General features: G+C 72.5%; 21 protein-coding genes. 15 read left to right on the forward strand and 6 right to left on the reverse strand.

The features are described from left to right. Positions 1 to 79 precede the first annotated feature (79 nt). A complete protein-coding gene (locus ACGFYP_RS00435; protein WP_393485066.1) occupies positions 80 to 2119 on the reverse strand; it encodes a prolyl oligopeptidase family protein in 2040 nt (679 codons plus the stop codon). Positions 2120 to 2476: 357 nt separating this feature from the next. Between ACGFYP_RS00435 and ACGFYP_RS00440 the strand changes: the two genes are divergently transcribed. The 4 genes from ACGFYP_RS00440 to ACGFYP_RS00455 all read left to right on the forward strand — a co-directional run bounded on the left by ACGFYP_RS00440 (position 2477) and on the right by ACGFYP_RS00455 (position 8859). After that, entirely contained in the window at positions 2477 to 2728 is a 252-nt protein-coding gene (locus ACGFYP_RS00440; protein ID WP_393485067.1) for a hypothetical protein, read from the forward strand. Between the two features lie 98 nt (positions 2729 to 2826). Continuing rightward, positions 2827 to 3633 (forward strand): HlyD family efflux transporter periplasmic adaptor subunit, encoded by an 807-nt coding sequence (locus ACGFYP_RS00445; protein WP_393485068.1) that lies wholly within the window; start codon positions 2827 to 2829, stop codon positions 3631 to 3633. Then, a complete protein-coding gene (locus tag ACGFYP_RS00450; RefSeq protein WP_393485069.1) occupies positions 3630 to 5900 on the forward strand; it encodes an NHLP family bacteriocin export ABC transporter peptidase/permease/ATPase subunit in 2271 nt (756 codons plus the stop codon). The genes ACGFYP_RS00445 and ACGFYP_RS00450 overlap by 4 nt, the downstream gene beginning before the upstream one ends. Position 5901: 1 nt before the next feature. Then, complete coding sequence (locus tag ACGFYP_RS00455) at positions 5902 to 8859, forward strand: NHLP bacteriocin export ABC transporter permease/ATPase subunit (RefSeq protein WP_393485070.1); 2958 nt, start codon at positions 5902 to 5904, stop codon at positions 8857 to 8859. Here the strand turns inward: ACGFYP_RS00455 and ACGFYP_RS00460 are convergent. Next, complete coding sequence (locus tag ACGFYP_RS00460) at positions 8847 to 10073, reverse strand: MFS transporter (protein WP_393485071.1); 1227 nt, start codon at positions 10071 to 10073, stop codon at positions 8847 to 8849. The genes ACGFYP_RS00455 and ACGFYP_RS00460 overlap by 13 nt on opposite strands. After that, positions 10070 to 10924 carry a DMT family transporter gene (locus tag ACGFYP_RS00465; RefSeq protein WP_393485981.1) on the reverse strand — a complete coding sequence of 285 codons (855 nt, stop codon included), beginning with the start codon at positions 10922 to 10924 and terminating at the stop codon, positions 10070 to 10072. Before ACGFYP_RS00465 ends, ACGFYP_RS00460 begins: the two co-directional genes overlap by 4 nt. Before the next feature lie 151 nt (positions 10925 to 11075). On the opposite strand from ACGFYP_RS00465, the gene ACGFYP_RS00470 reads away from it, so the two are divergent. Genes ACGFYP_RS00470 through ACGFYP_RS00480 form a run of 3 tightly spaced genes read left to right on the forward strand, consistent with a single transcriptional unit; the run spans position 11076 to position 13589 of the window. Next, entirely contained in the window at positions 11076 to 12248 is a 1173-nt protein-coding gene (locus tag ACGFYP_RS00470; RefSeq protein ID WP_393485072.1) for an AI-2E family transporter, read from the forward strand. Positions 12249 to 12301: 53 nt separating this feature from the next. Then, positions 12302 to 13063, forward strand: coding sequence for a hypothetical protein (locus ACGFYP_RS00475; RefSeq protein ID WP_393485073.1), 762 nt, complete (start codon positions 12302 to 12304; stop codon positions 13061 to 13063). A gap of 22 nt (positions 13064 to 13085) precedes the next feature. Then, a complete protein-coding gene (locus ACGFYP_RS00480) occupies positions 13086 to 13589 on the forward strand; it encodes a hypothetical protein (RefSeq protein WP_393485074.1) in 504 nt (167 codons plus the stop codon). 35 nt (positions 13590 to 13624) lie between these two features. Here ACGFYP_RS00480 and ACGFYP_RS00485 read toward each other — a convergent pair whose 3' ends face one another. Together ACGFYP_RS00485 and ACGFYP_RS00490 are read right to left on the reverse strand one after the other, a co-directional pair. Continuing rightward, positions 13625 to 14473, reverse strand: a complete 849-nt coding sequence (locus tag ACGFYP_RS00485; protein ID WP_393485075.1) for an SMP-30/gluconolactonase/LRE family protein — start codon at positions 14471 to 14473, stop codon at positions 13625 to 13627. Further along, the gene (locus ACGFYP_RS00490) at positions 14470 to 15240 is read right to left on the reverse strand and encodes an IclR family transcriptional regulator (protein WP_393485076.1); all 771 of its coding nucleotides are present in this window, start codon (positions 15238 to 15240) and stop codon (positions 14470 to 14472) included. Before ACGFYP_RS00490 ends, ACGFYP_RS00485 begins: the two co-directional genes overlap by 4 nt. Before the next feature lie 198 nt (positions 15241 to 15438). Here ACGFYP_RS00490 and ACGFYP_RS00495 point away from each other — a divergent pair, with 198 nt between their 5' ends. The 6 genes from ACGFYP_RS00495 (at position 15439) to mmsB (ending at position 22814) form a co-directional block, all read left to right on the forward strand. Continuing rightward, the gene (locus ACGFYP_RS00495) at positions 15439 to 16605 is read left to right on the forward strand and encodes a mandelate racemase/muconate lactonizing enzyme family protein (RefSeq protein WP_393485077.1); all 1167 of its coding nucleotides are present in this window, start codon (positions 15439 to 15441) and stop codon (positions 16603 to 16605) included. Beyond that, positions 16602 to 17627, forward strand: coding sequence for a zinc-binding dehydrogenase (locus ACGFYP_RS00500; RefSeq protein ID WP_393485078.1), 1026 nt, complete (start codon positions 16602 to 16604; stop codon positions 17625 to 17627). The genes ACGFYP_RS00495 and ACGFYP_RS00500 overlap by 4 nt, the downstream gene beginning before the upstream one ends. A gap of 227 nt (positions 17628 to 17854) precedes the next feature. Next, the gene (locus ACGFYP_RS00505) at positions 17855 to 18850 is read left to right on the forward strand and encodes a hypothetical protein (RefSeq protein WP_393485079.1); all 996 of its coding nucleotides are present in this window, start codon (positions 17855 to 17857) and stop codon (positions 18848 to 18850) included. Positions 18851 to 18855: 5 nt separating this feature from the next. Next, complete coding sequence (gene chvE / locus ACGFYP_RS00510; RefSeq protein WP_393485080.1) at positions 18856 to 19965, forward strand: multiple monosaccharide ABC transporter substrate-binding protein; 1110 nt, start codon at positions 18856 to 18858, stop codon at positions 19963 to 19965. Between the two features lie 33 nt (positions 19966 to 19998). Further along, positions 19999 to 21549: a multiple monosaccharide ABC transporter ATP-binding protein gene (mmsA, locus tag ACGFYP_RS00515; RefSeq protein ID WP_393485081.1), complete on the forward strand. Its 1551-nt coding sequence runs from the start codon at positions 19999 to 20001 to the stop codon at positions 21547 to 21549. Next, the gene (mmsB, locus tag ACGFYP_RS00520) at positions 21546 to 22814 is read left to right on the forward strand and encodes a multiple monosaccharide ABC transporter permease (protein WP_393485082.1); all 1269 of its coding nucleotides are present in this window, start codon (positions 21546 to 21548) and stop codon (positions 22812 to 22814) included. The genes mmsA and mmsB overlap by 4 nt, the downstream gene beginning before the upstream one ends. On the opposite strand, the gene ACGFYP_RS00525 is transcribed toward mmsB, so the two are convergent. After that, the gene (locus ACGFYP_RS00525) at positions 22809 to 23708 is read right to left on the reverse strand and encodes a hypothetical protein (protein ID WP_393485083.1); all 900 of its coding nucleotides are present in this window, start codon (positions 23706 to 23708) and stop codon (positions 22809 to 22811) included. The two genes, mmsB and ACGFYP_RS00525, sit on opposite strands and share 6 nt — an antisense overlap. 248 nt (positions 23709 to 23956) lie before the next feature. Here ACGFYP_RS00525 and ACGFYP_RS00530 point away from each other — a divergent pair, with 248 nt between their 5' ends. Continuing rightward, positions 23957 to 24625, forward strand: a complete 669-nt coding sequence (locus ACGFYP_RS00530; RefSeq protein WP_393485084.1) for an RNA polymerase sigma factor — start codon at positions 23957 to 23959, stop codon at positions 24623 to 24625. Beyond that, positions 24622 to 25611, forward strand: a complete 990-nt coding sequence (locus ACGFYP_RS00535; protein ID WP_393485085.1) for a CU044_5270 family protein — start codon at positions 24622 to 24624, stop codon at positions 25609 to 25611. The genes ACGFYP_RS00530 and ACGFYP_RS00535 overlap by 4 nt, the downstream gene beginning before the upstream one ends. The last annotated feature ends 21 nt before the right edge of the window (positions 25612 to 25632 follow it).

Genomic DNA, 25632 nt, shown 5'->3' on the forward strand with positions numbered 1-25632 from the left:
CGGGATTCCATAAAGGCACTCCGCGCCCCCTCGCCACCACCCCGAGTTCCCCGCGACCTGCAATACCTCGCGGAAATTCTCACCGTTTGTTCGCGGTCTCTTCACCTGCCGCGAGCCGCTGCCACAGGAATGTGTGCATCAGGGCGCTGTTGTGCGCGGCCTGTTCGTTGTCGCTCGCGCCCGCGTGGCCTCCGCCGGTGTTCTCGTGGAGCAGCACCGGGTGCCCGAGCTCGCGCAGCCGTGCGGCCGTCTTGCGGGCGTGGCCCGGGTGGACGCGGTCGTCGCGGGTGGAGGTCATCAGCAGGACCGGCGGGTAGCCGCGGTCCGCGGCGAGTTGGTGGTAGGGGGAGAGCGCGCGCAGGTGGGGCAGGTCGGCCTCGTCGTCCGGGTCGCCGTACTCGGCGATCCAGGACGCGCCGGCGAGGAGCCGGTGGAAGCGGGTCATGTCGAGCAGCGGTACCTGGGCGACGATCGCCCCGAACAGCTCGGGGTGGCGGGTGAGCATCGCGCCCATGAGCAGACCGCCGTTGCTGCCTCCGGCGGCTCCGAGCATCGCCGGGGTGGTGATGCCGCGTGCGACGAGGTCCTCGGCGACGGCCGCGAAGTCCTCGAAGGCCCGCGGCCTGTTCGCGCCCAGGGCTGCCTGGTGCCAGTCCGGTCCGTACTCCCCGCCGCCCCGGATGTTCGCGATCACGTACGTGCCGCCCCGCTCCAGCCAGGCCCGGCCGCGCACCGATCCGTAGCCGGGGGTGAGGGAGACCTCGAAGCCGCCGTAGCCGTAGAGGAGCGTGGGCCCGGGGCCGGTGGAGGTGCGGTCCGGGCCGATGACGAAGTACGGCACCCGGGTGCCGTCCGGGGAGGTGGCGAAGAACTGGTCCACCGCGAGGCCGGCCGTCTCGAAGCGCGCCGGGGCCTGCTTGAGGATCTCCGTGTCCCCGCCGATGCGTCCCCGGTAGAGGGTGGAGGGCTGCAGGAACCCGGACACGTCCAGGAAGTACTCGTCGGAGACGTCGGGGTCCGTGTCCACGACGGTGACGGCGGACAGCGGCGGTACGTCGGTGAGCGGCCGGCGCGTCCAGCCGCCGCCTCCGGCGCCGGGGGTGAGGACCTCGATACGGGCGCTGACGTCGCGCATCGTCTCCAGGAGGAGGTGATGGCGGGTCCACGAGTGCCCGGCGAGGGCGGTCCGCTCGTCCGGGGTGAAGAGCACCTCGTGGGTGCGGTCGCCCGCCAGGAAGGCGTCGAAGTCGAAGGCGAGGAGGGAGCCGGCAGGCCGGCCGAGCCAGTCGGACTTCAGGGTGACGATCAGGTGCCGGCGGTGGGCGTACGCCCGGGCGTCGTCGGGGACGTCGATCTTCACGAGTCCGTCGTCGGCGGTCAGGAGGTACGTCTCGCTGCGGTAGAAGTCCCGCGCGCGGCCGACGAAGTCCCGCTCGAATCCGGGTGTCGTGTCGCGCAGCCCCCAGGCCGACACGTCCCCCGGCTCGGCCTCGTAGACCACGGCGGCGGACTCCAGGGGGGTGCCCCGGCGCCATCTGCGTACCGTACGGGGATAGCCCGATTCGGTCAGCGAGCCGGGCCCGAGGTCCGTGCCGACGAAGACGGTGTCGGCGTCGATCCATCCGATCCGCGTCTTCGCCTCCGCGACCGTGAATCCGTCCTCGACGAAGGCCCGGGCGGCGAGGTCGAATTCGCGGACCTCCACGGCGTCCCCGCCGTCGCGCGAGAGGCACACCAGGGCGAGGTCGTCCTCGGGGCGGCGCACCCGGGCTCCGGCCCACACCCACTTCTCGCCCTCGGCGGCCGCGAGCGCGTCGACGTCGAGGAGGACCTCCCACTCCGGGTCGTCCTTGCGGTACCGCTCCAGCGTCGTGCGCCGCCACAGTCCCCGCACATGGTCGGCGTCCCGCCAGAAGTTGTAGAGGAACGCGCCGCGCCGGGTGGTGTACGGAATGCGGTCCGACGCGTCCAGCGCCTCCCGCAGCCGTTCCTTGAGGGCGGCGAAGCCGTCGTCGGCGGCGAGGGCTGCCGCGGTCTCGGCGTTCCGCTCGGCCACCCACGCCAGAGCGGCCTCGCCCTCGACATCTTCGAGCCACAGGTACGGGTCTTCATCGGTCATCCCCGCATTGTGCAGGCGTTCGCCCCCGCGCACCTGCCGAAAACCTGCACAACGTGCGTGTGTTGACGTCGACCGCCTTCACCGTTCCTCGACCCGGACGGTTCGGGACGCGTCGGGTCGGCGTCGATCTGTCCGTTTGGTTCCCCGCCCGCGCAGGACCCTCGGAATGTGTTACTCGATCCTGCGGAGAAGATGTCGGCGTTCCGTGAATATGGCCGCACGGCCGTTTCCCCAGCAACACAACCGTTCACGTGGCGGCGTCAAGGGAATTGGTCCACTCACCCGTTCGCGTGCTTTGATCGGCCCGCTGCGGCCGCAGAGAAACGGATTCCCCCCAACAAATGAAGGGTGCGCATCATGCGTCACGACCTTGAGACCGTTGAGATCTCCGACGCCGACCTGGACGCCGTGTCCGGCGGTCTGGTCTCCGTCTCCGGTGGCCTCGGCGGCGCCGTGACCAGCGACGTCACCGGCCTGCTCGGCACCGTCGGCTCGCTCCAGACGGTCCAGGGCGTCCAGGCCATCGCCACCGGCGTCCCCGGCCTGGCCCAGGGCCTCACCGGCGTCTCGGTGAACGCGTCCGGCATCACCGGTGTCGCCGGCCTCTGAGCCGAATACCGCCCACGAACCCCGGAGCCTTCCCGGTTCCGGGGTTCGTGGGCACCCCCGTGCCCGCCCCGTCCGAAATGCAGTCGAGGGAATAGTCCGTGCAGTTCCGCCAGAAGGCGCTTTCCAAGCTGCAATCGCCCGAAGAGCTCGATGTGCCCGTGCGCTTCGCACGCCCGCCGGGCCGTCTGGTGCTGGCCGTCACGGTCGTCGTCATGGCCGTCGCCGGCTATTGGGCCCTCACCGGCACGGTGACCTCCAAGCTGAGCGCGCCCGGCGTCCTCACCCACGCCGAGGGCAGTTACCTGCTGCAGAGTCCGATCTCCGGGCAGGTCACCGACGTCCTCGTCGAGGAGGGCCGGCCCGTCTCCCCCGGCGCACCGGTGCTGACCGTCCGTACGGACCAGGGGGACCGGCCCGTGCGCGCGGTGGCGGGCGGACGGGTGACCACGCTCTTCGCCAGGACCGGACAGGTCGTCACCACCGGGGCGGACGTGGCGACGGTGGAGCGCGTGACCGACCAGGACGCCCCGTTGGTCGCCGTCCTGTACCTCCCGGGCGAGAGCGCCGCGACGGTCCGGGTGGGCGCGTCGGTCGACCTCGGTGTCCAGTCAGCCCCGCGCGACCGTTTCGGCGTCCTGCGGGGCCACGTCAAGGCGGTGAGCCGCATCCCGCAGACGCGGGAGCAGATCGGCTCCTTCCTCGGTGACAGCGGCCTCGCCGCGCAGTTCGCCCAGCAGGGCAACCCGGTCGCGGTCCTGATCTCCCTCGACCGCTCTGCCGCGACCGCCTCCGGTTACGCCTGGTCCTCCACGGACGGCCCGCCGCACGCGATCGACTCCGGTACGCCCGTCACGGGCGCCGTCCATCTCTCCGCGCAGCGGCCCGTCGACTGGCTGCTGCCGTGAGCGCGCCGCCGGAGTCCGCGCAGGGCCGCTCGCGCTCCCGGTCCGGGACGCGGGCCTCGTCACGCCGGCTCCCGCCCGCCCGGCGCCGACGCGCGCCCGTCCCCACGGGCCGCCGCACCCGGACCGTGCGCACCCCGACCGTGCTCCAGATGGAGGCCGTCGAGTGCGGCGCGGCCGCCCTGGCGATGGTGCTCGGCCACCACGGTCGCTTCGTCGCGCTCGAGGAGCTGCGCATCGCCTGCGGGGTCTCGCGCGACGGTTCCCGGGCGAGCAACCTCCTGAAGGCGGCGCGCGGTTACGGCCTCCAGGCCAAGGGCATGCAGATGGACCTGGCCGCCCTCGCCGAGGTGGCCGCCCCGGCCGTCCTGTTCTGGGAGTTCAACCACTACGTCGTCTACGACGGCATGGGGCGCCGCTTCGGCCGCAGGGGCGTGTACGTCAACGACCCCGGCAAGGGACGCCGGTTCGTCCCCATGGAGGAGTTCGACACGAGCTTCACCGGGATCGTGCTCACCTTCGAGCCGGGGCCGGGGTTCCGGCGCGGCGGGCGCAGGCCGGGTGTCATGGGCGGGCTGCCGGCCCGGCTGCGCGGCACGTCCGGCACCATGGCCGCCGCCGTCGTCTCCAGCCTGCTGCTCGTGGTCGTCGGCGCGTGGGTGCCCGCGCTGAGCCGTACGTACATCGACATGTTCCTCATCGGGAACCAGACCTCGCTGCTCGGCGTGCTGTTCGCGGCGATGGCGACCACACTCGTCCTCACCGCGACACTCACCGCGCTGCAGCAGGCCAATCTGCTGCGCGGGCGGATCATCTCCTCCACCCTGGGCAGCGCCCGCTTCCTCCGGCACCTGCTCAGACTCCCCCTCACGTTCTACGCCCAGCGCAACCCGGCCGACCTGGTGCAGCGGCTGCAGTCCAACGACGCGGTCGCCGAGACCCTCGCCCGCGACCTGGCCGCGGCGGGCGTGGACGCCGTCGTGGTGCTGCTCTACGCGGTGCTGCTGTGGACGTACGACCCGCAACTCACCGTCGTCGGGGTGCTGATCGCGCTGCTCAACGTGGTGGCCATGCGGATCGTGCTCCATCTGCGGGCCACCGGCACGCAGAAGCTGCGCGCCGAGAGCGCCCGGCTGACCAACACCGCGTACAGCGGCCTGCAGCTGATCGAGACGATGAAGGCCACCGGCGGCGAGAACGGCTTCTTCCGCCGCTGGGCCGGGCAGCACGCGACCACCCTCGACGTGCAGCAGCGGCTCGGTGTGCCGAGCGCCTGGCTGGCGGTCGTCGCGCCCACCCTGGCCGCGCTCAACAGCGCGCTGATCCTGATGATCGGCGGCCTGCGGGCGGTGGAGGGCCATCTCACCGTCGGTCTCCTCGTCGCCTTCCAGGCCCTGGTGACCAGCTTCACCGCGCCGATCACCCGTCTCAACGGCGTGGCCGGCCGGATCCAGGACTTCGCCGCCGACGTCGCCCGCCTCAAGGACGTCGAGAACTTCCCCGTCGACCCGGTGTACACCCGGCGCGAACCACCGGCCAGGACCCGCCGGCTCAAGGGCCATGTGGAGCTCGACGGCATCACCTTCGGCTACAGCCCGCTGGACGCCCCGCTGCTCACGGGCTTCTCGCTCTCGGTCGGCCCCGGGCAGCAGGTGGCGCTCGTGGGTGGCTCCGGGAGCGGCAAGTCGACCGTCTCCCGGCTGATCTCGGGCCTGTACGCCCCGTGGGAGGGTGCCGTACGGATCGACGGGATGCGTCTGGAGGACATTCCGCGCGGGGCGCTGGCCGCCTCCGTCTCCTTCGTCGACCAGGACATCTTCCTCTTCGAGGGCACCATCCGCGACAACATCGCGCTGTGGGACCCCTCCGTCCCCGACGAGGCCGTGGTCGCCGCCCTGGAGGACGCCGCCGTGTACGACGTGGTCGCCCGGCGCCCCGGGGGCATCCACAGCCGCGTGGAGCAGGACGGCCGGAACTTCTCCGGCGGGCAGCGTCAGCGCCTGGAGATCGCCCGGGCGCTCGTGCGCCGCCCCAGCGTCATGGTCCTCGACGAGGTCACCAGCGCCCTGGACGCGGCGACCGAGCAGGTCATCATCGACAACCTGCGGCGCCGGGGCTGCGCCTGCGTGGTCATCGCCCACCGGCTGAGCACGGTGCGGGACAGCGACGAGATCCTCGTGCTCGACCGGGGCACGGTCGTGGAGCGCGGCCGGCACGCCCAGCTGGTCGCAGCCGGGGGCGCGTACGCCGAACTCGTCAAGGAGCACTGAGGTGACGTTCCCTCACCAGCCCACGGCCGTCACCGCCCCCGTCGTCCCGGTCGGCCCCGTCGACCCCGTCGTCGCGGCGCTCGGCGGGCTCGGCACGGTGGTCGACTGCACCGGCCTGAGCAGCGTCTCCCTCGAAGGCCCGCACGTGCTGTGGCTCGTCGTCGACGGCGCCGTGGACCTGTTCGCCGTCGACGCCGCGCAGCTCGGCCCCTGGCACTTCCTGGGCCGCCTGGAGGCGGGCACCTTGCTGCTCGGCCCTGTGGAAGGACCCGCGCACACGCTCATCGGACGCCCCTTGGAGGGGTGCGTGCTGCGCCGCGTGGAGCTGCGCGAACTGCAGGCCTACGGAGGTCAGGGCTACGAGGGCCAGGCGTACGGCGGGCAGTGGTACGGCGGGCAGTGGTACGCCGACCAGGACCCGTACGGTACCGCCGAGCCGCGGCTGAGCCCGCTGGAGCATGCCTTCGCGCTCGGCGTCGGGCGCGGCCTGCGCGTGCTGTACCAGGCGCCGTTGGACGGTCGCGCGGGCAACGAGCCCGGCGGTGCGGACGACGACATCCTCTGGATGCAGATCGCCCCCGGCAGCGTCCTCTACGGAGCCGCGTACGAGGGGTACGGGGACGACGCCGCCGGAACCCTGCTCGTCGATCCGACGATGTGGCAGGGGATGGTCGACCAGCAGTACCGGCTGCTGTACGCCCTGGACAGCTGGATCGAGCAGCTGGAGCGCGCCCACGAGGACCGTACGGCGGCCGGCATCGAGGCCGGCCGGGCGGCCCGTACCCAGGCGGACCGGACGCTGCTCGCCTCCATCGACAGGTCGGGGACGCCGGGCGGGTCGGGCCGGGGCTCCGACGGGCGCGGCTCCGACGGGCGGGGCTCCGACGGGCGCGCGAGCGACGACGCGACGTACGCCGTCTGCCGTCTGGTCGCCGAGGAGGCCCGGATCACGCTGGCCGGTGCGGCGGAGGCGAGCGGCCTCCCCGGACGCCTCGACCCCGTCGAGCGCATCGCGCTCGCCTCGCGGATCCGCACCCGGGTCGTCCGGCTCGACGGCCGCTGGTGGCGGGAGTACAGCGGGCCGCTGGTGGGGCGGCGGGAGGCGGACGAGGCCCCGGTCGCGCTGCTGTGGCGGCGCGGCCGGTACGAGATCGTCGACCCGGCCACGGGCGCGCGCGAGCGCGTCGGGAAGGCCACCGCCGCCTCCGTCGCGCCGCGCGCGGTCATGTTCTACCGTCCGCTGCCCGACCGGCCGTTGGGCCTGCTCGGGCTGCTCCGCTTCAGCGTGCGGGGCACCCGCGCGGAGCTGCGTACGCTGCTGCTCTCCGGTCTGGTGGCGGTCGGTCTGGGCGCGCTGGTGCCGATCGCCACGGGCAAGGTGCTCGGCGAGTACGTGCCCCGGGGCGAGACCGGGCTCATCGTGCAGACCGCACTCGCGATCCTGGCGACGGCCGTCGTCTCGGCCTCCTTCATGCTGCTGCAGAACGTCTCCATCCTGCGTCTGGAGGGCCGGATCGAGGCCACCCTCCAGCCCGCCGTCTGGGACCGGCTGCTGCGCCTGCCGACCCGGTTCTTCGCGGGCCGCTCCACCGGTGAGCTGGCCAGTGCGGCGATGGGCATCAGCGCCATCCGCAGGGTGCTGTCCGGCATCGGCCCCGTGCTCGTCCAGGCCGGCACCGTCGGCGCGATGAACCTGGTCCTGCTGCTCGTGTACAGCGTGCCCCTGGCCCTTGCGGCGTTGGCCATGCTGGTCGTCGTAGCGGCCGTGTTCCTGGGCCTGGGGCTGTGGCAGCTGCGGTACCAGCGGCGCCTCGTCCGGCTCGGCAACAAGCTCAACAACCAGGCGTTCCAGACCCTGCGCGGGCTGCCCAAGCTGCGGGTCGCGGCGGCCGAGAGCTTCGCGTACGCGGCCTGGGCGCGCGAGTTCGCCCGGACCCGGGAGCTGCAGCAGCGCGTCGGGCGGATCACGAACGTCCTGACGGTGCTCGGCGCGGTCTGTCTGCCGCTGTGCACGCTCGTGATGTTCATGCTGCTCGCCGGGCCGGCCCGGGGGTCGATGTCCGCCAGTGAGTTCCTCACGTTCAGCACCGCCGTGACGATGCTGCTGTCGGCGGTCACGCAGCTGACCGGCTCGCTCCTGTCCGCAGCCGCCGTGCAGCCGATGTTCGAACAGGTCAGGCCGGTCTTCCAGGAGACGCCCGAGGTACGCGGCTCCAGCGCCCAGCCGGGTGAGCTGAGCGGGGCGATCGAGGCCGAGGACCTGTCCTTCCGCTACACCGACGACGGGCCCCTGGTCCTCGACGGTGTCGACTTCCGGGTGCGTCCGGGCGAGTTCGTGGCGGTCGTCGGCGCCAGCGGCTGCGGCAAGTCGACGCTGCTGCGGCTGCTGATCGGCTTCGACCGGCCCTCGTCCGGAAGCGTGCGCTACGACGGGCAGGACCTGGCGGCGCTCGACCAGGCGGCCGTGCGCCGGCAGTGCGGTGTCGTGCTGCAGAACGCGCAGCCGTTCTCCGGCACGATCCTCGACTGCATCTGCGGCGCCGAGACGTTCCCCCTCGAAGACGCGTGGGCGGCGGCCGCGTTGGCGGGCCTCGCCGAGGACATCAAGGCGATGCCGATGGGGATGCACACGATGCTGTCCGACGGCGGCGGCACGATCTCGGGCGGGCAGCGACAGCGGTTGATGATCGCCCAGGCGCTGATCCGCAGGCCCCGGATCCTCTTCTTCGACGAGGCCACGAGCGCGCTGGACAACGAGGCGCAGCGGGTGGTGATCGAGTCCACCCGGGCCCTGAACGCGACCCGGGTGGTGATCGCCCACCGCCTGTCCACGATCATGGACGCCGACCGGGTGATCGCCATGGCGGACGGCCGGATCGTCCAGCAGGGGTCACCCGCCGAGCTGCTCGCGGACACGACCGGGCTCTTCCACGAACTGGTCCGCCGTCAGCTGCGCTGATCCTGCTCCCGCAGGCCACGGGCCAGGTAGAGGCCGGTGGCCAGGGCGAGCAGGGTCACGCAGGCGGTGAAGATCAGCCCTGCTGCGTCCAGGCCGAGCCACATCGTCAACGCGCCGACGCCCACGACCGGCAGGGAGATGCCGGTGTAGGCGACGACGAAGAACGAGGAGACCGTCGCCGCCCGGTGCGCCGCCGGGGCCGCCTCGCCGACGGCGGTCAGTCCCGCGCGGAAGGCGAGCCCCTGGCCGATCCCGCCGCAGACCGCGCCGGCGATCAGCAGCGGGAGCGACTCCGCCCACAGGGACGCGCCGACGAGGAGGAGACCGAGCACGAGCACCAGGCAGCCGAGCGGCAGGGCGACGCGCCCGGGCATCCGGGCCGTCCACGACTGGCCCACGGTCGAGGAGAGGAACACCGAGAAGACCACGATGCCCGAGACGGCGTGGTTGGTGATGTCGAGGGTCTGCGCGACGAAGCTCGGCGCCACGGCGGTGAAGAGACCGAGCAGGGCGAATCCGGCGAAGGCGGCGAGCGCCGAGGGCGTGAAGACGGCTCGGACCTCCGGAGGCACGTACAGACCCTGCGGCCTCGGACGGGTCCTGAGCCGTGGATGCTCGACGGTCTCCGGCAGGAACAGGACGATGACGCAGGCCACGGCGACCAGGCCGATGTGGACGAGGAACGGCAGAGACAGCGGATTCGGGGCGTACTCCGCGAGGAGTCCGGCGAGCAGTGGTCCGCACCCGAGGCCGCCCATGTTCGCGGCGGTCGCGGCGAAGCCCGCGCGGGACTTGCGCTCCGGCCGCGCGAGCTCGAGGACGGTGACCGTGCCCGCCCCGCTCAACAGCCCGGCCGAGAAGCCCGAGAGCAGCCGGCCGGCGAACAGGAACGGCAGTCCGCCCTCGAACAGGAAGCAGAGCGCGCTGGCGGCGGCGAACCCCAGGGCCGCCCACAGGACGGGCCGGCGGCCCACCCGGTCGGAGTGGTTGCCCACGAGGAGGAGGGTGGCGATGACTCCGACGGCGTAGCTGGCGAAGATGACCGTCACCATCAGCTCGGAGAAGCCCAGCTCCTCGCGGTAGAGACCGTACAGCGGGGTGGGCAGCGTCGTGCCGGCCATGCCGATGGCGAAGACGACGGCGGCCGCGAGGTAGCCGAGGTGCCACCGCTGACGGGCGGTGCCGCGGGTGGTCGGAGCGGAGGCGCGGGTCACGTCGACGACTCCTCCCCCTGCGCCAGCGCGAACACGCCGACGACGATCAGACCGACGCCCAGGAACTCCGGGACCAGCCACCAGCCCACGCGTACGTCCTCCTCGTAGATCAGGATGCCCAGCATCAGGCTCACCGTGGCGTCGCCCAGCGTGAGCGCGGGCTGGGAGGCGACCAGGGGTCCGCCCTGCATGGCGTGTTCGAGCAGCAGGAGGGCCGCGATCCCGGCCGCGCAGAAGGCGTACGTCTGCCAGGCCGTCAGGAAGGCGGGCAGGCCACCGTCGTCCAGGATGTGCATGGAGGTCTTCATCAGGCCCGCGGTGAGGGCGTAACAGATCGCGGTGGCGGCGCCGAGGCACCCGGCGCGGGCGCGGCCCGCCGGCCTGCGCAACCCGGCCACCGTCAGGGCCACGACCGCGGCGGCGGCGACCACGAGCGCCGGGATCCAGCGGTCGAGCGCCACGTGCGTCCGGTTTCCGTCGGGCGAGGCGGCCATGAGCGCCACCCCCAGGCCGACCACCACCGCAGCCACGGCGCCCCACTGTGCCGTCGGCAGCCGCTCGCGTGTCATCAGTGAGGCGATCAGCAGCGCGAGCGGCAGCTCGAGGACGAACAGCGGCTGTACGAGCGAGAGGGGGCCGGTCGCCAGGGCCGCCGCCTGACCCACACCGGCGACGATCACGGCGAGGATGCCGGCGAGCCAGAGCGGTCGCTTCAGCAGATCGAGGATCAGACCGGGCCGGAACGAGTCGGTCTGACGGACGGTGAGCGCGGCACGGCGCTGCAGCACCGTGGCGAGCGCGTTGCTGAACGCGGCGCACACGGCGAAGAGAACCGGCAGGACGACACTCACCTCCCGATCCTCACCGCCGCCGCCGAACGGCCGGGCGCCGACACCGACGGGGGCGCGCGGTTCACCCGGTACGCGCCCGTCGTGCGGCCGGTCGGCCGAATACCGGGCCGCGCGCGTGGCCCGCCGGGCCCGTGGTGGTACGTCGTCGGACATGCAGCCTGGCACACCGCCGCAGGTGATCCCGTTCCTCCGCACCGCCGCCGCCTACGCCTGGCGTCTGCTCGTCGTCGGCGCGCTGGTGTACAGCCTGTTCGCCCTGCTCGGGCGCTTCCACGAGATCGGGGTGGCCGTCTTCCTCGGTCTGGTGATCACCGCGCTGCTGCGTCCGGTGGCGGACGTGGTCGCCCGCTGGCTGCCCCGCCCGCTGGCGGTCACCCTCACCCTCCTCGGGAGCATCGCCCTGGTCCTGGGCGTTCTGGCGCTGGTCGGTGAGGCGGTGGAGGGCGAGCGGACGACGCTGGTACGGGAGTTCCGGGACGGCATCGACCGGATCGAGGACTGGCTGGAGCGGCCGCCGTTCCATGTGAACCCGGAGGCGCTCTCGGATGTGCAGAGCAGGATCGGACAGTTCCTCTCCAGCCACCGCTCGACCCTGGTCAGCGAGGCGGTGAGCGGCGCCCACCGGCTGGTGGCGGTCCTCACGACGCTCGCCCTCGCGCTGTTCTGCTCGGTGTTCTTCATCCACTCGGGAGACCGGCAGTGGGTGTGGCTGCGGGAGCAGCTGCCGGGGACGGTGCGCGAGCGCATGGACATCGGCGGCCGGGCGGCCTGGCGTACGTTCACGGGGTACACGCACGGCATCGTGCTGGTCGCCGCGGTGAACGCGATCCTCGTGGGGCTCGCCCTCTGGCTCCTCGGGGTGCCACTGGCGGTCCCGCTGGCACTCCTGGAGTTCGTCGCCGCCTTCGTGCCGCTGATCGGTTCGCCGATCGCGCTCGCGGTGGCCGCCGTCGTGGCACTGGCCTCGCAGGGCCCCTGGGTGGCGGCGATCGTGGTCGGCCTGATCGTGGTCATCGGCCAGATCGAGGGCCATCTGCTGCACCCGCTCGTGATGAGCTGGGCGGTACGGCTGCACCCGCTGGTGGTGGCGATCTCGGTGATCGCGGGCGCGATCGCCGCGGGTGTGGTGGGCGCGGTGGTGGCGGTGCCGCTGGTGTCGGTGATCTGGTCGGTACGTACGGCGCTGCGGGACGGGGGCGGCGGGAAGGACGAGGGGGCGAGCGGGACGGACGACGAGGAAGCGGGCGAGGGGACGGGCGGGGCGACGGGTGAGGTGACGGACGGGGAGGGCGGTGGGGCGACCGGCCCGGCGACGGCGGGGTGAGTCCGGCGGGGCCGTTCCCGACTCGTGGCCGTGCGGTCGTGCACAGTGAGGTCATGGACGTCGAGCAGGTCATCGATGAGCTGTACGGGGTGGCACCGGGCGAGTTCGTCGCGGCAAGGGACGCGCGGGCGGCCGAGGCGCGGAGCGCCGAGGACCCGGTCGCCGCGAAGCGCATCGCGGCCCTGCGCCGGCCGACCCTCGCCGCCTGGGCCTCGAACCGCTTCGTACGGGAACGGCCGGACGATGTGGGGCGGCTGCTGGCCCTGGGCGAGACGCTCCGGGAGGCCCACCGGCTCCTGGACCCGACGACGTTCCGCGAGGCGGCCGGGCAGCAGAACAAGGTGATCGCCGCCGAGGTCCGCGCGACGGCGGCGCTCGCCGAGGAGGCGGGCCATCCGTTGAGCGCCTCGGTCAGGGACGAGGTCGAGCAGCTCCTCCGCGCGGTCCTGGCCGACCCGGACATCGCGGCGGAGTGGTCGGCGGGCCGGCTGACGAAGCCCCCGGAGGCACCGGTCGGCTTCGGCGGCATCACGCCGGAGAGCCTCCCGCCGCGCCCGCCGGCGCCGCCCAAACCCGACACCGGAGCCCGCGCGGCGGCGGAGAAGGCGGCCGCAGAGGCGGCGCGCAAGGACGAGGAGCTCCGCTCCGCGGAGGCCGACGCCACCGAGGCGGACGCCCGCGTGAGCCGCCTGGAGGAGGAGCTTCGCCAGGCCCGGTCGGACCGGCGTGCGGCCCGGGCGGCGGTGGCGAAGGCCTCGGACGCGGCGCGCGAAGCCCACGCCCGGGCGAACGAGGCCCGCACCGACCGGGCGTGACGGTCGTGCGAGGATTTGGATCATGGAACGTGGAGACGCGTGGAGCGCGGGACCGGTCGGCGGGGCGGACACGGGCCGCGACGAGCTGCTGCGGGTGGCGGAACGGGCGGCTCGGGCGACCCGTGGACTGACGGACGGCCAGGTCGTGACGGCGGCCGTCGTGTGCGAGTTGTGCGGCTCGGGGGACTTCGCGTCGGCCGAGTTCGAGGTGTGGGACGGCGAGTGTTACTGCGTGGGCTGTCTCCTGCCGATCGGGGTGCGGGACGGCGACGTCCTGGCCCGCACCTTCCGACGGCCCGACGCGCCCCCATGGACCCTCGCACCCACGGAGGCACCCGGCATGCCCGCCCGGCCGGCGGAGTACTTCAAGTGCCCCGAGGGGCACGGCCTGTTCCAGGTCGCGGTCGCGCTGGTCCTCGACGGGGACGCGGCGGTGCAGGCGATCTCGGTCGGCCTGCGCTGCCCGGAGGACGGCGGGCTGCACCTGTTCATCGACAACGCGCAGGTGACGTCGATGAGGGCCTGAAGGCCCTCACCCCACCGACAGCCGCTCCGCCTACCTCAGCCCCCGAAGGGAACGCTCGGGAGTCCCCGTCCCGCGTCGCGCAGCACCAGCAGCGAGCCGGAGAGTGGGTGGGGGCGGTGCAGGCCGGTGCGGGCCGTCGTGATGTAGAGGTCGCGGAGGTCGGGGCCGCCGAAGGCGCAGGCCGTGGGGCGCCGTACCGGGAGGGGGACGACGCGGTCCAGGGCGCCGTCCGGCGTGTACCGGCGGAGCTGGGCGCCGTCCCAGAGGGCGACCCACACGCAGCCGTCCGCGTCGACCGTGAGCCCGTCGGGGAAGCCCGCGCCCGCTTCGATCGTCGCGAACGGGCGCCGGTGCGTGGCGAGTTCGAGGTCGGCCGGGCAGACGTCGATGCGGCGGGTGGGGCTGTCGACGTAGTAGAGGAGGGAGCCGTCCGGGCTCCAGCCGATGCCGTTGCTGACCGTCACCGAGGGGAGCGTCTCGCGGGCGGTCCCGTCGGGTGAGAGGCGGACCAGGGTGCCGCCGCCGGGCGCCTCGTCGTAGCGCATGGTGCCCGCCCAGAGCGCTCCGTCGGGGGCGACGGCCGCGTCGTTGCCGCGCCGGCCCGGCACGGGGTCGCGCAGCAGCCAGGTGAAGGAGCCGTCGGGGCCGTAACTCCCCACGCCGTCCCTGAGGTTGAGGACGAGTCCGCCGCCCGCGCGCGGTTTCGCCGCGCCGACGTGCTGCTCGGTGGCCATGACGGTACGCCGGCCCGTCTCCGGCGCGTACGTGTGGACGCGCGAGCCGAGGATGTCGACCCAGATCAGCCGTCGCGCGGCCGCGTCCCAGGTGGGCCCCTCCCCCAGCGCGGCCTGTTCCCGTACGGCGACGGCGAGTTCGGCCCTCATCGGGTGGACCGGTGACCGAGCCGTACGGAGAGGTCGGCGGCGCCCTTGGCTGCCAGTTCGGCGAGGTCCCGCTCGCGGGCCTCGCTCCACCGGATCACGGGGACGGAGACGGAGAGCGCCGCGACGACGCGGCCCGCGCTGTCGCGGACGGGTGCGGCGACGCAGCTGACGTCGGGGTTGGACTCCCGGTGCTCGACGGCGATCCCCCGCTCGCGGATCTCGGCGAGGGCCGTCCGGAGCGCGTCGTGGGCCGTGATGCTGTGCGGGGTCATCGCGACGAGTTCGCGCCCGTCGATACGGCTGTCCAGCTCGGCCGGGGGCAGCGAGGCGAGCAACATCTTGCCGACGGCGGTGCAGTGGGCGGGGAGCCGACGGCCGGCGGCGGAGACCATGCGGACGGCGTGGGTGGAGTCCACCTTGGCGATGTAGATGACGTCGGTGTCCTCCAGGAGCGCGACGTGCACGGTCTCGTCGCAGATCTCGGCGACCTCGCGCGCGACCTGGCGCCCCTCGGCGGCGAGGTCGAGCTGCTCGGCGTACCGGCTGCCCAGCTGGTAGGTGCGCACGCCGAGGCGGTAGCGGCCGGGGTGTTCGGGGGCGGGTACGAGGTAGTGGCGGGCGGCCAGCGTGGTGAGCAGTTCGTGCACCGTGGTGCGTGGAAGGCCTAGCCTGCGGACGACGTCCGGAGCGGCGAGCGTCTCCTCGCCCGTCAGGAACAGCTCCAGTATGTCCAGCGCTCTTGCCACTGCGGGAACCTGGCGTCCCATCGCCGCTCACCCACCCCTCGTGTCGACGTCGTTCGGTATTCCGGCCGGTGGCCGATATCGCGAACACAGGCTAACCACAGGCAGCTTGAGCGGGCAATGGTCGTGCAGCCCGTTGACATGACTCGGACCAGCCCCTACGGTCACGCCTACATTTCGAACGTGTGACGAAATTTCGAACGAGATCGAGGGGCATCTGCCGTGCGCATCACGGGAATCAGCACTCATGTCGTCGGAACCCCCTGGCGCAATCTCACCTATGTGCTCGTCCACACCGACGAGGGCCTGACCGGTGTGGGCGAGACTCGCATGCTCGGCCACACCGACGCACTGCTCGGCTACCTCCGCGAGGCCGAGGCCAACCACATCGCCGGGTCCGACCCGTTCGCGATCGAGGACCTCGTCCGCCGGATGAAGTACGGGGACTTCGGGCGGGCCGGCGAGATCGTGATGTCGGGCATCGCGGTGGTCGAGATGGCCTGTTGGGACATCAAGGGCAAGGCGCTCGGCGTACCGGTCTGGCAGCTGCTCGGCGGAAAGGTGAACGACAAGGTCAAGGCCTACGCCAACGGCTGGTACACCACCGAGCGGACCCCGGACGCCTACCACAAGGCCGCCCGCGCGGTCGTCGAGCGGGGCTACCAGGCCCTGAAGATCGACCCGTTCGGCACCGGACACCTCGAACTCTCCCACCAGGACTCGCTGTACGCGATCTCCCTGATCGAGGCGGTACGGGACGCGATCGGTCCCGACGCCGAGCTGATGCTGGAGATGCACGGCCGGTTCGCCCCGGCCACAGCGATCCGGCTGGCCCGCGAGATGGCGCCGTTCCGCCCGGCCTGGCTGGAGGAACCGGTCCCACCGGAGAACCTGAAGGCGCTGGAGAAAGTGGCGGCGAAGGTGGACCTCCCGATCGCGACGGGTGAACGCATCCACGACCGGATCGAGTTCCGCGAGCTGTTCGAGAGCCAGGCCGCCGACATCCTCCAGCCGGACGTCGGCCACCTGGGCGGCATCTGGGAGACCCGGAAACTGGCCGCGACCGCCGAGACGCACCACATGATGGTCGCCCCGCACAACGTCGGCGGCCCGGTACTCACCGCCGCCTCCCTCCAAGTCGGCTTCACCACCCCGAACTTCAAGATCCTGGAGCACTTCAACGACTTCGCGGACGCGGAGATCAAGAAGGTGGTGAAGGGCGCCCCGCAGGTGGTGGACGGGTACTTCCACCTCTCGGACGCACCCGGTCTCGGTGTCGAGCTCGACATCGACGCGGCAGCCGAATTCCCGCAGCAGCAGGCCCGCTTCGACCTGTGGGCGGACGGCTGGGAGCGGCGCGCGCCCGCGACCCGTGGCGGCGGCGCGTGAGCCGCGCGCCGGGCGGCTCCGGCCTCGCCGTCGTGATCGACGCGCCGGGAATCCACCGGCTCGTCCCGCACGAACCGGTCCCGCCGGGCCCCGGGGAGGCTCTGGTCCGGGTGCACGCGAGCGGGATCTGCGGCAGTGACCGCGAGGTGTACGGCGGCACCCGGCCCGAGGGGTACGTGCGCTATCCGGTCGTCCCGGGCCACGAGTGGTCGGGCACGGTGGCCGAGGTCGGCGCGGGCGTCCCGGACGGGCTCGTCGGCAGGAAGGTGGTCGGTGAGGGCTTCCGCGCGTGCCAACTCTGCGAACGTTGTCATACGGGTGACACCACGCTCTGTACGGCCGGATACGACGAGACCGGCTTCACCCTGCCGGGCGCGATGGCCCCCACGCTCACGCTGCCGGCCCGGCTGCTGCACGTCCTGCCGGACGACGCCGACCTGACGGCGGCCGCCCTGCTCGAACCGACCGCGTGTGTGGCGGCGGCAATGCTCGCGGCGGCGCCACGGCCCGGCGAGCGCGTCGCCGTGGTCGGCGCCGGGACCCTCGGCCTGATCGCCGTACAGCTGCTCGCCGCCTCCTCGCCCGCCGAGCTGCACGTCCTCGAACCCCGTCGCGAACGCGCCCAACTGGCAAGGGAGTTCGGGGCGACGGCCGTCGTCGACACGACGGCCGGTCTTGATGGCCGGTGCGATCTGGTCGTGGAGGCCGCCGGCGCTCCCGGCTCCGCGCGCACCGCCGTGGGCCTCGCCCGCCGGGGCGGCAGGGTCGTCCTCACCGGCATCCCCGCGCCCGGGGCCGCCGGCCTCGATCCGACGGAGCTCGTCACCGGCCGACTCACCCTCCACACGGTCTTCGGCGCACCGCCGACGGCTTGGGCCCACGCGGTACGCGCCTTCGGGGCGGGCCTGCTCGACCTCGGCGCACTGGTGACGCACGAGCTCCCGCTCGGCGCGTTCCCGCAGGCCATCGAGCTGGTGGGCGCCGGCGACCCCAAGGTCGGGAAGGTGCTGCTACGGCCGTGACACACGGTCACCCTGAGGCGCGGGCCCCCGGACGCCTGAACACCCGAACGCCCGGACGCGCAGACGTCCCGGCCCGACGCCCCGCCACACCCCAATCGACCCAGCCCCCCTACGACCCAGCCCCACCCCTACCCCTACCGCCCCAGCCGCACCCCTACCGACCCGGCCAACAAGCCCTGCCGACCTATCCGAACCATGTCCGACATGCCGAACACGGAGGACCGTTCGTGACCGAAGCCGCCACCTCCCCGCCCCGCCGCCCCGGCGAAGCCGCGCTCGCCGTCCTCGGCCTCGGGGCCCCCGCCCTCTCCCCCGCCGACGCCTCCCCGCACGCGTTCCCGGACGGCGGCCGCTGGCGTACCGAAGTGCCGTCCGTGGAAGGCCCCGAGGCGCTGGAGGCGGTCCTCGCGGAGTCCGACCGGCTCGACGTGCCGGTCCACCGGGTCAGCCAGGGCAGCGGCGTCTGGATGCTCACCGACGACGAGATCACCGAGATGGTGCGCGCCGCCTCCGAACGGGCCGTCGAACTCTGCCTGTTCACCGGTCCGCGCGGCACGTGGGACATCGGCGGCTCGGTCCGCAGCGACTCGCGCGGCGGAGGCCTGCGGGCCCGGGGCCACGACGCGGTCGCCGGCTGCGTGGAGGACGCCGTCCGCGCCACCGAACTGGGCGTCCAGTGCCTGCTGGTGGCGGACGAGGGCGTGCTGTGGACGCTGCACCAGGCCCGGCGCCACGGCGTGATCCCCGCCGACACCACGCTGAAGGTCTCGGCGCTGATCGGCCCGGTGAACCCCGCCGCGTACGCCGTCCACGAACGCCTCGGCGCCGACTCGGTCAACGTGCCCAGCGACCTGCCGCTCGCGCACCTCACCGAGATCCGCCGGGCCAGCGCCGCCCCGATGGACATGTACATCGAGGCACCCGACGACCTGGGCGGCTACGTCCGGATGTACGAGGTCGCCGAGCTGATCCGCCGGGGCGCCCCGCTGTACCTCAAGTTCGGTCTGGCGAAGGCCCCTTCGCTCTACCCCTCCGGCCAGCACCTGCGCGAGACGGTCCTCGCCACCGCCCGCGAGCGGGTACGGCGCGGCAGGCTCGCCCTCGATCTGCTGGCGCGGCACGGCGCGGAAGGCGGGATGTCGCCGCTCGGTTCCCGGCTGCCAGGACCGCTCCACCGCTTCCCCGACCCGATCCACCCGATCCACCACACGGACAAGGACTGATGACCATGCGCACACTCCGCCGAGCCGCCACCGCCACCGCCCTCGCGACCTGTCTCGCCCTCGCCGTCTCCGCCTGCGGTCAGAGCGGGGCGGGCGGGGCGAAGGAGGAGAAGGGTTCGAAGGACCTGACGGTGGGCATCGCGATGCCCACCAAGTCGTCGGAGCGCTGGATCGCCGACGGCAAGAACATGGTGAGCAGCCTGGAGAAGTACGGGTACAGGACGACGCTCCAGTACGGCGAGGACGACCCCGACCAGCAGGTCTCGCAGATCGAGAACATGATCACCCAGGGTGTCGACGCGCTGGTGGTCGCGGCCATCGACGGCCGGGCGCTCGCCAACGTCCTCCAGCAGGCGGCGGACGCGAAGATCCCGGTGATCTCCTACGACCGACTCATCCTCGGCTCGCCGAACGTCGACTACTACGCGTCCTTCGACAACGAGAAGGTCGGTGAGCTCCAGGGCGGTTATCTCGTCGAGAAGTTGGGCCTGAAGGACGGGAGCAAGAAGGGCCCGTTCAACATCGAGCTGTTCGCCGGCTCGAACGACGACAACAACACCCGCTACTTCTTCCAGGGCGCCATGAACGTCCTGCAGCCGTACATCGACAAGAAGCAGCTGGTCGTCCGGTCCGGACAGACCAAGCTCAACCAGGTGACGACGTTGCGCTGGGACGGCGGTCAGGCCCAGAAGCGGATGGACGACCTGCTCACCTCCTCGTACGCGAAGGAGCGGGTGGACGCGGTCCTCTCGCCGTACGACGGCATCTCCATCGGCATCCTGTCCGCCCTGAAGTCCGACGACTACGGCAGCGCGAGCAAGCCACTGCCGATCGTCACGGGCCAGGACGCGGAGGTCGCGTCGGTGAAGTCGATCATCGCGGGCGAGCAGACGCAGACCGTGTACAAGGACACCCGTGAACTGGCCAAGGTCGCGGGGCAGATGGTCAACGCGCTGCTGGACGGCAAGAAGCCGGAGGTCAACGACACCACGACGTACGACAACGAGAAGAAGGTCGTGCCGGCCTTCCTGCTCGACCCGGTGAACGTCGACAAGGCCAACTACCGGAGCGTGCTGGTGGATTCCGGCTACATCAAGGCGAGCGACCTCAACTAGGGCTCCAGACGGACCGGAGAGGGGTGGTGTGCCATGGCGGGAGCCGTCCTGGACATGCGCTCGATCAGCAAGACCTTTCCCGGCGTGACAGCACTCTCGGACGTCTCCCTGACCGTCCGCGCGGGCGAGGTGCACGCGGTCTGCGGGGAGAACGGAGCGGGCAAGTCGACGCTGATGAAGATCCTCAGCGGGGTGCATCCGTACGGGAGTTACGAAGGGGAGGTCGTCTTCCAGGGCGAGCCCTGCCGGTTCAGGGACATCGGGGCGAGCGAGAAGCGCGGCATCGTGATCATCCACCAGGAGCTCGCCCTGGTGCCGTACCTCTCCCTCGCGGAGAACATCTTCCTCGGCAACGAGCACGCCACCCGGGGCGTCATCAGCTGGGACCGCACCCTGCGGCACGCCGCCGAGCTGCTGCGCCGGGTGGGCCTCGACGAGCATCCGCAGACCCGGGTCGCGGACATCGGGGTCGGCAAGCAGCAGCTCGTGGAGATCGCCAAGGCGCTCGCCAAGGAGGTGAAGCTGCTGATCCTGGACGAGCCGACGGCCGCGCTCAACGACGAGGACAGCGGCAAACTCCTCGATCTCATCGATGAGTTGAAGGCTCAGGGCATCACGTCCATCATCATCTCGCACAAGCTGAACGAGATCGCCCGGATCGCGGACTCGGTGACCGTCCTGCGCGACGGCCGGTCGATCGAGACCCTCGACGTGAAGGCCCCGGAGACCACCGAGGAGCGGATCATCCGGGGCATGGTGGGCCGCGATCTGGACCACCGGTTTCCCGAGCGCACCCCGCACGAGCCGGAGCGGGGCGCGGCGCCGGCCCTGGAGATCCGGGACTGGACCGTGCACCACCCGATCGACAAGGACCGCAAGGTCGTCGACGGTGTGTCGCTGACCGTGCGGCGCGGCGAGATCGTCGGCATCGCGGGTCTGATGGGCGCGGGCCGCACCGAGCTGGCGATGAGCGTGTTCGGGCGCAGTTACGGGCGGTACGGCGGCGGCACGGTCCTCAAGGACGGCGTGGAGATCCGTACGCGTACGGTCCCGGAGGCGGTCGGGCACGGCATCGCGTACGTCACCGAGGACCGCAAGCACTACGGCCTCAACCTGATCGACACGATCAACCGCAACGTCTCGCTGAGCGCGCTGGCGAAGGTCGCCCGGCGCGGCATCGTCGACGAGCACGCGGAGGCCCGGGTCTCCGAGGGCTTCCGCCGGTCGATGAACATCAAGGCGCCGACGGTCTTCGAGCCGGTCGGCCGGCTCTCGGGCGGCAACCAGCAGAAGGTCGTGCTCAGCAAGTGGATCTTCGCAGGTCCTGACGTCCTGATCCTGGACGAGCCGACCCGTGGGATCGACGTGGGCGCCAAGTACGAGATCTACACCGTCATCGACCGGTTGGCCGCCGAGGGCAAGGCGGTCCTCTTCATCTCCTCGGAACTCCCCGAACTGCTCGGCATGTGCGACCGCGTCTACACGATGGCGGCGGGCCGGCTGACGGGCGAGGTGTCCCGGGCCGAGGCGACCCAGGAGCTGCTGATGCGGCACATGACCAAGGACAGGAGCGAGCGCGCATGAGCACCGATCTCACCGCCGGCGACCGGACGGCCGACGACGGCACGGGGAAGAGCCGGAACGGGCCGGCGGACGGGCCCGAGAGGACCGGGCCCGGCGTCGGCCGGCTGATCCTCGACGGACTGCGCGGCAACATGCGGCAGTACGGGATGCTGATCGCCCTCGGGCTGATCGTGGCCCTGTTCGCGGTCTGGACGGGCGGCGATCTGCTGCTGCCGCGCAACGTCTCGAACCTCGTCCTGCAGAACAGCTACATCCTCATCCTGGCGATCGGCATGATGATCGTCATCATCTCGGGCCATATCGATCTGTCGGTGGGCTCGCTCACCGCCTTCGTCGGCGCGGTCTCCGCCGTGCTGATGGTCGAGCACCGGATGGCGTGGCCGCTGGCGGTGGTGCTCGTGCTGCTGCTCGGCGCGGCGGCCGGGGCGATGCAGGGCTTCTTCATCGCGTATCTCGGCATTCCGTCGTTCATCGTCACGCTCGCCGGCATGCTCCTGTTCCGTGGGCTCACCGAGATCTTCCTCAAGGGCCAGACGATCGGTCCCTTCCCCGACGGGCTGCAGACCGTCTCCAACGGTTTCCTTCCCGAGGTCGGGCCGAAAACGGACTACCACAATCTGACGCTGCTGCTCGGCCTGGCCCTCATGGTCTTCGTCGTGTGGCAGGAGGTACGGGACCGCCGCCGCCAGCAGGAGTACGCCCTCCAGGTCGCGCCCGTCGGCCTGTTCGCGGTGAAGCTGGGCGCGCTGGTCGCGACGGTCCTGGTGTTCACGCTCCTGCTGGCGAGCTACAAGGGCGCCCCCGTTGTGCTCCTGATCCTGGCGGCGCTCCTCGTCGGCTTCGGTTACGTCATGCGCAACGCGATCGTCGGACGGCATGTGTACGCGATCGGTGGCAACCTGCCCGCCGCCAAGCTCTCCGGTGTGCGGGACAGGAAGGTCACCTTCCTGGTCTTCCTCAACATGGGAGTGCTGGCGGCGCTCGCCGGTCTGGTCTTCGCCGCCCGGTTCAACGCGGCCTCGCCGAAGGCGGGCATCAACTTCGAACTGGAGGCGATCGCCGCCTCGTTCATCGGCGGTGCGTCGATGAGCGGAGGTGTCGGCACGGTCCTGGGCGCCATCGTCGGCGGCCTGGTCCTCGGTGTGCTCAACAACGGCATGAACCTGGTGGGGATCGGGACGGACTGGCAGCAGGTGATCAAGGGCCTGGTGCTGCTGGCGGCGGTCGGCTTCGACGTGTGGAACAAGCGCAAGGTCGGTTCATAGCCGGGCGGCGCCGTCGAAGCTCCGGGTGGTCGTCCCGCCCGCGCGGACGCGGATGCCCTCGGCACGGTAGGACGTCGGCGGCGGTCCGTCCGGCGAGCTCGGCCGGACCGTGTACATGACGTCCCAGGTGCCGCGTTCGGGGGTCACGAGGTACGTCGCGGTGCCGGGGGTCGCCAGGGGCCGCGACAGGCCCACGGTGGGTCCCTCGCTCGGGAGCAGGTCGATGGTCGCGGTACCGGGGGCGCCCGCCCCCGCTCCCCCGTGGACCAGGAGGGTCGCCAGCTGCCGGATCGAGGGACGCAGGGTGAGCCCGGTGAGGGCGCGGGAGCCGGTGGCGGTGTGGCCGAGGGCGTAACTCTCGCTCCCGGTGCCCCAGTACGCGTCGTACCACTGCTCCACCGAACCGGGTTCGGCGGCGGGGCCCAGGTGGGCGACGCGCAGCGTGGGCGAGTCGACGACCTGGTTGAGGAACCGCTCGGTCCCGTCGTGGGTGATCCGGAGGAACATCCCGGCGTGCAGGAGCGCGGCGGACCGGGCCGGCGGCCGGACGTCGACCGGCTTCGCGGTGCGGGCGTCGACCGTGACGGTGGTGTCGCGGACCAGGTCGAGGCGCGGTCGCACGATCCAGTCCGTGCCGCCCCCGTCGCCCGAGGCGGTCAGGACGCTGTCCAGGACGTAACGGCCCCTGGGCAGGCGCACGGTGACCGTCCCGGAGGGGTCGTGCGGCTGGACGCTCTCCTCGGCGCCGGGCCCGGCAAGACCGGTGACGGTGGTGGTGTACGCGCCGGTCGGCCGCCCGGCGCGGTCGAGGTGGGTGATCGTCAGGCTGTACGTGTCCGGTGTCCGCGCAGCCGCGACGGCGCTCCGGGCGGGGGCGAGGCCCACCGCGGCCACGGCGGCGGCGAGGCCGGCGGTCCGCAGGACGGACCGGCGAGAGCGCGATGAAGACGCGGAAGGCTCGGAGGGCTCGGAGGGCGAGGAAGGCTGGGAAGGCGAGGAAGTGTTCATGATCCGTACTGGTCCGCCGGGCACCGGCGTTCCGGTGAGCCACGTCACACGGCCGCGAGGTGTCTCCCTCGGGTGTGGTGCAGGTCACCGGAACCCGTGCAACGCCGCGGCCAGTGCTGGGTGTGGAAACAGTGATGAGAGAGCGCTTCCGCAGCGGCGACCGGGAGGCCCTGGGTGAGCTGTACGACGCACACGCCCAGGTGCTGTACCGCTATGCCCTGCGGGTGACGGGCGACTGGGCGGAGGCCGAGGACGTCGTCTCGGCGACCTTCCTGGAGGCCTGGCGGAGCCGGGAGCGGCTACGGCCCGAGGGTGACGGGCTGCGGCCGTGGCTGCTCGGCATCGCCACCAATCTGATGCGCCAGGGCGCGCGGGCCCGGCGGCGCCGTGACATCGCGCTCGCCCGGCTGCCGGAACGCGGCTCGGTCCCGGACTTCGCCGAGGAGCTCGTCACGCACCTCGCCGACTCCGAGCAGCTGCGCGCGGCGCACGCCGCGCTCGGCCGGCTGCGCCGCCGCGACCGCGAGGTCTTCACGCTCGTCGTGTGGGCGGGCCTTGACTACGCGGCCGCCGCCGAGGCGCTCGGCGTGCCGATCGGAACCGTCCGGTCGCGGCTGTCCCGGGCCCGTACCCGGCTGCGCGCGCTCGCCGAGGCCGAGACGGCGCGAACCGCACGGACCACACGCACCGCGCGCACCGCACGGACCGCACGAGGCGCGCGCGACCGGAGCACCACCCCCGACCAGCCGGTGGCGGGCCCCGCCCGCGCGGTCCGGCCGAAGCCCCAGGAGAACCACGGATGAACCTCAGCCCGCACCGCACCGGGGACCCCGCCCACGCCGACCTGGCCGGGCTCCTGCCCCCGCCGACCGTCCCCGACCTTACGTCCGACCGCGAACAGCGGCTCAAGGCGGCCCTCTTGAGCCGGGCGGACGACATCGAGCGGACCGCGGTACGGCGTCCGGCGCGCCGCCCGCGTCTGATCCGTGTGCTGGCACCGGCCGTCGCCTGCGCCCTGGCGATCGGTGTCGCCGTGACCTTCGACGGGGCCGACACGCCGCACGGCGGGAACGTCCCGGCCGTCGCCTCCCCCGAGGCGGCCCGACTGCTCGACCGGATCGCCCTCGCCGCGGGTGAGGGAGCGCGACCGCCGCTCCGGGCCGAGCAGTTCGTGTACGTCGAGAGCAAGGTCGCGTACGGGTCCCAGAGCGCCGGGGGCGGCCCCGTCACCCTGCCGCCCGTGCACACGCGCCAGGTGTGGCTGTCGGCCGACGGCACGCGCCCGGGGTTGCTGCGCGAGGAGGGCGGACCGGACTCCCCGCTCGGCGCCGACGCCCCGGCCCGCAGGACGGTCCAGGAGCTCGCGGAGCTCCCGACCGACCCCGAGGCCCTCCTCGCGCTGATCCGGAAGGAGACCGGGGGCGGGGACGGCGCCCCCGGCGCGGACCCCGACCAGCGGGCGTTCGCCGCGATCGGGGACCTGCTCATGGAGAGCTGGGCGCCGCCCCGGGTCAGCGCCGCGCTCTACCGGGCGGCCGGCAGGATCCCCGGGGTGGTGGTCGTCCCGGCGGCCACCGATGCCCTGGGCCGGCCCGGGGTCGCCGTCGCCAGGACGTCCCACGGGCGGCAGACCCAGTGGGTCTTCGACCCGGTCACCCACGTCTTCCTCGGGGAGCGCACGGTCCTGACCGAGTCGGGCGACGCCGGTCCGGCGGGCACGGTCGTCGGCACGTCCGCGATCCTCACCAGGGCCGCGGTCGACCGGGCGGGCGAGACTCCGCGATCCTGAGCAGAACAGGGCGAGGCCCCC

It is taken from the genome of Streptomyces sp. NPDC048370, from assembly GCF_043200825.1.
Classification (GTDB): Bacteria; Actinomycetota; Actinomycetes; order Streptomycetales; family Streptomycetaceae; genus Streptomyces.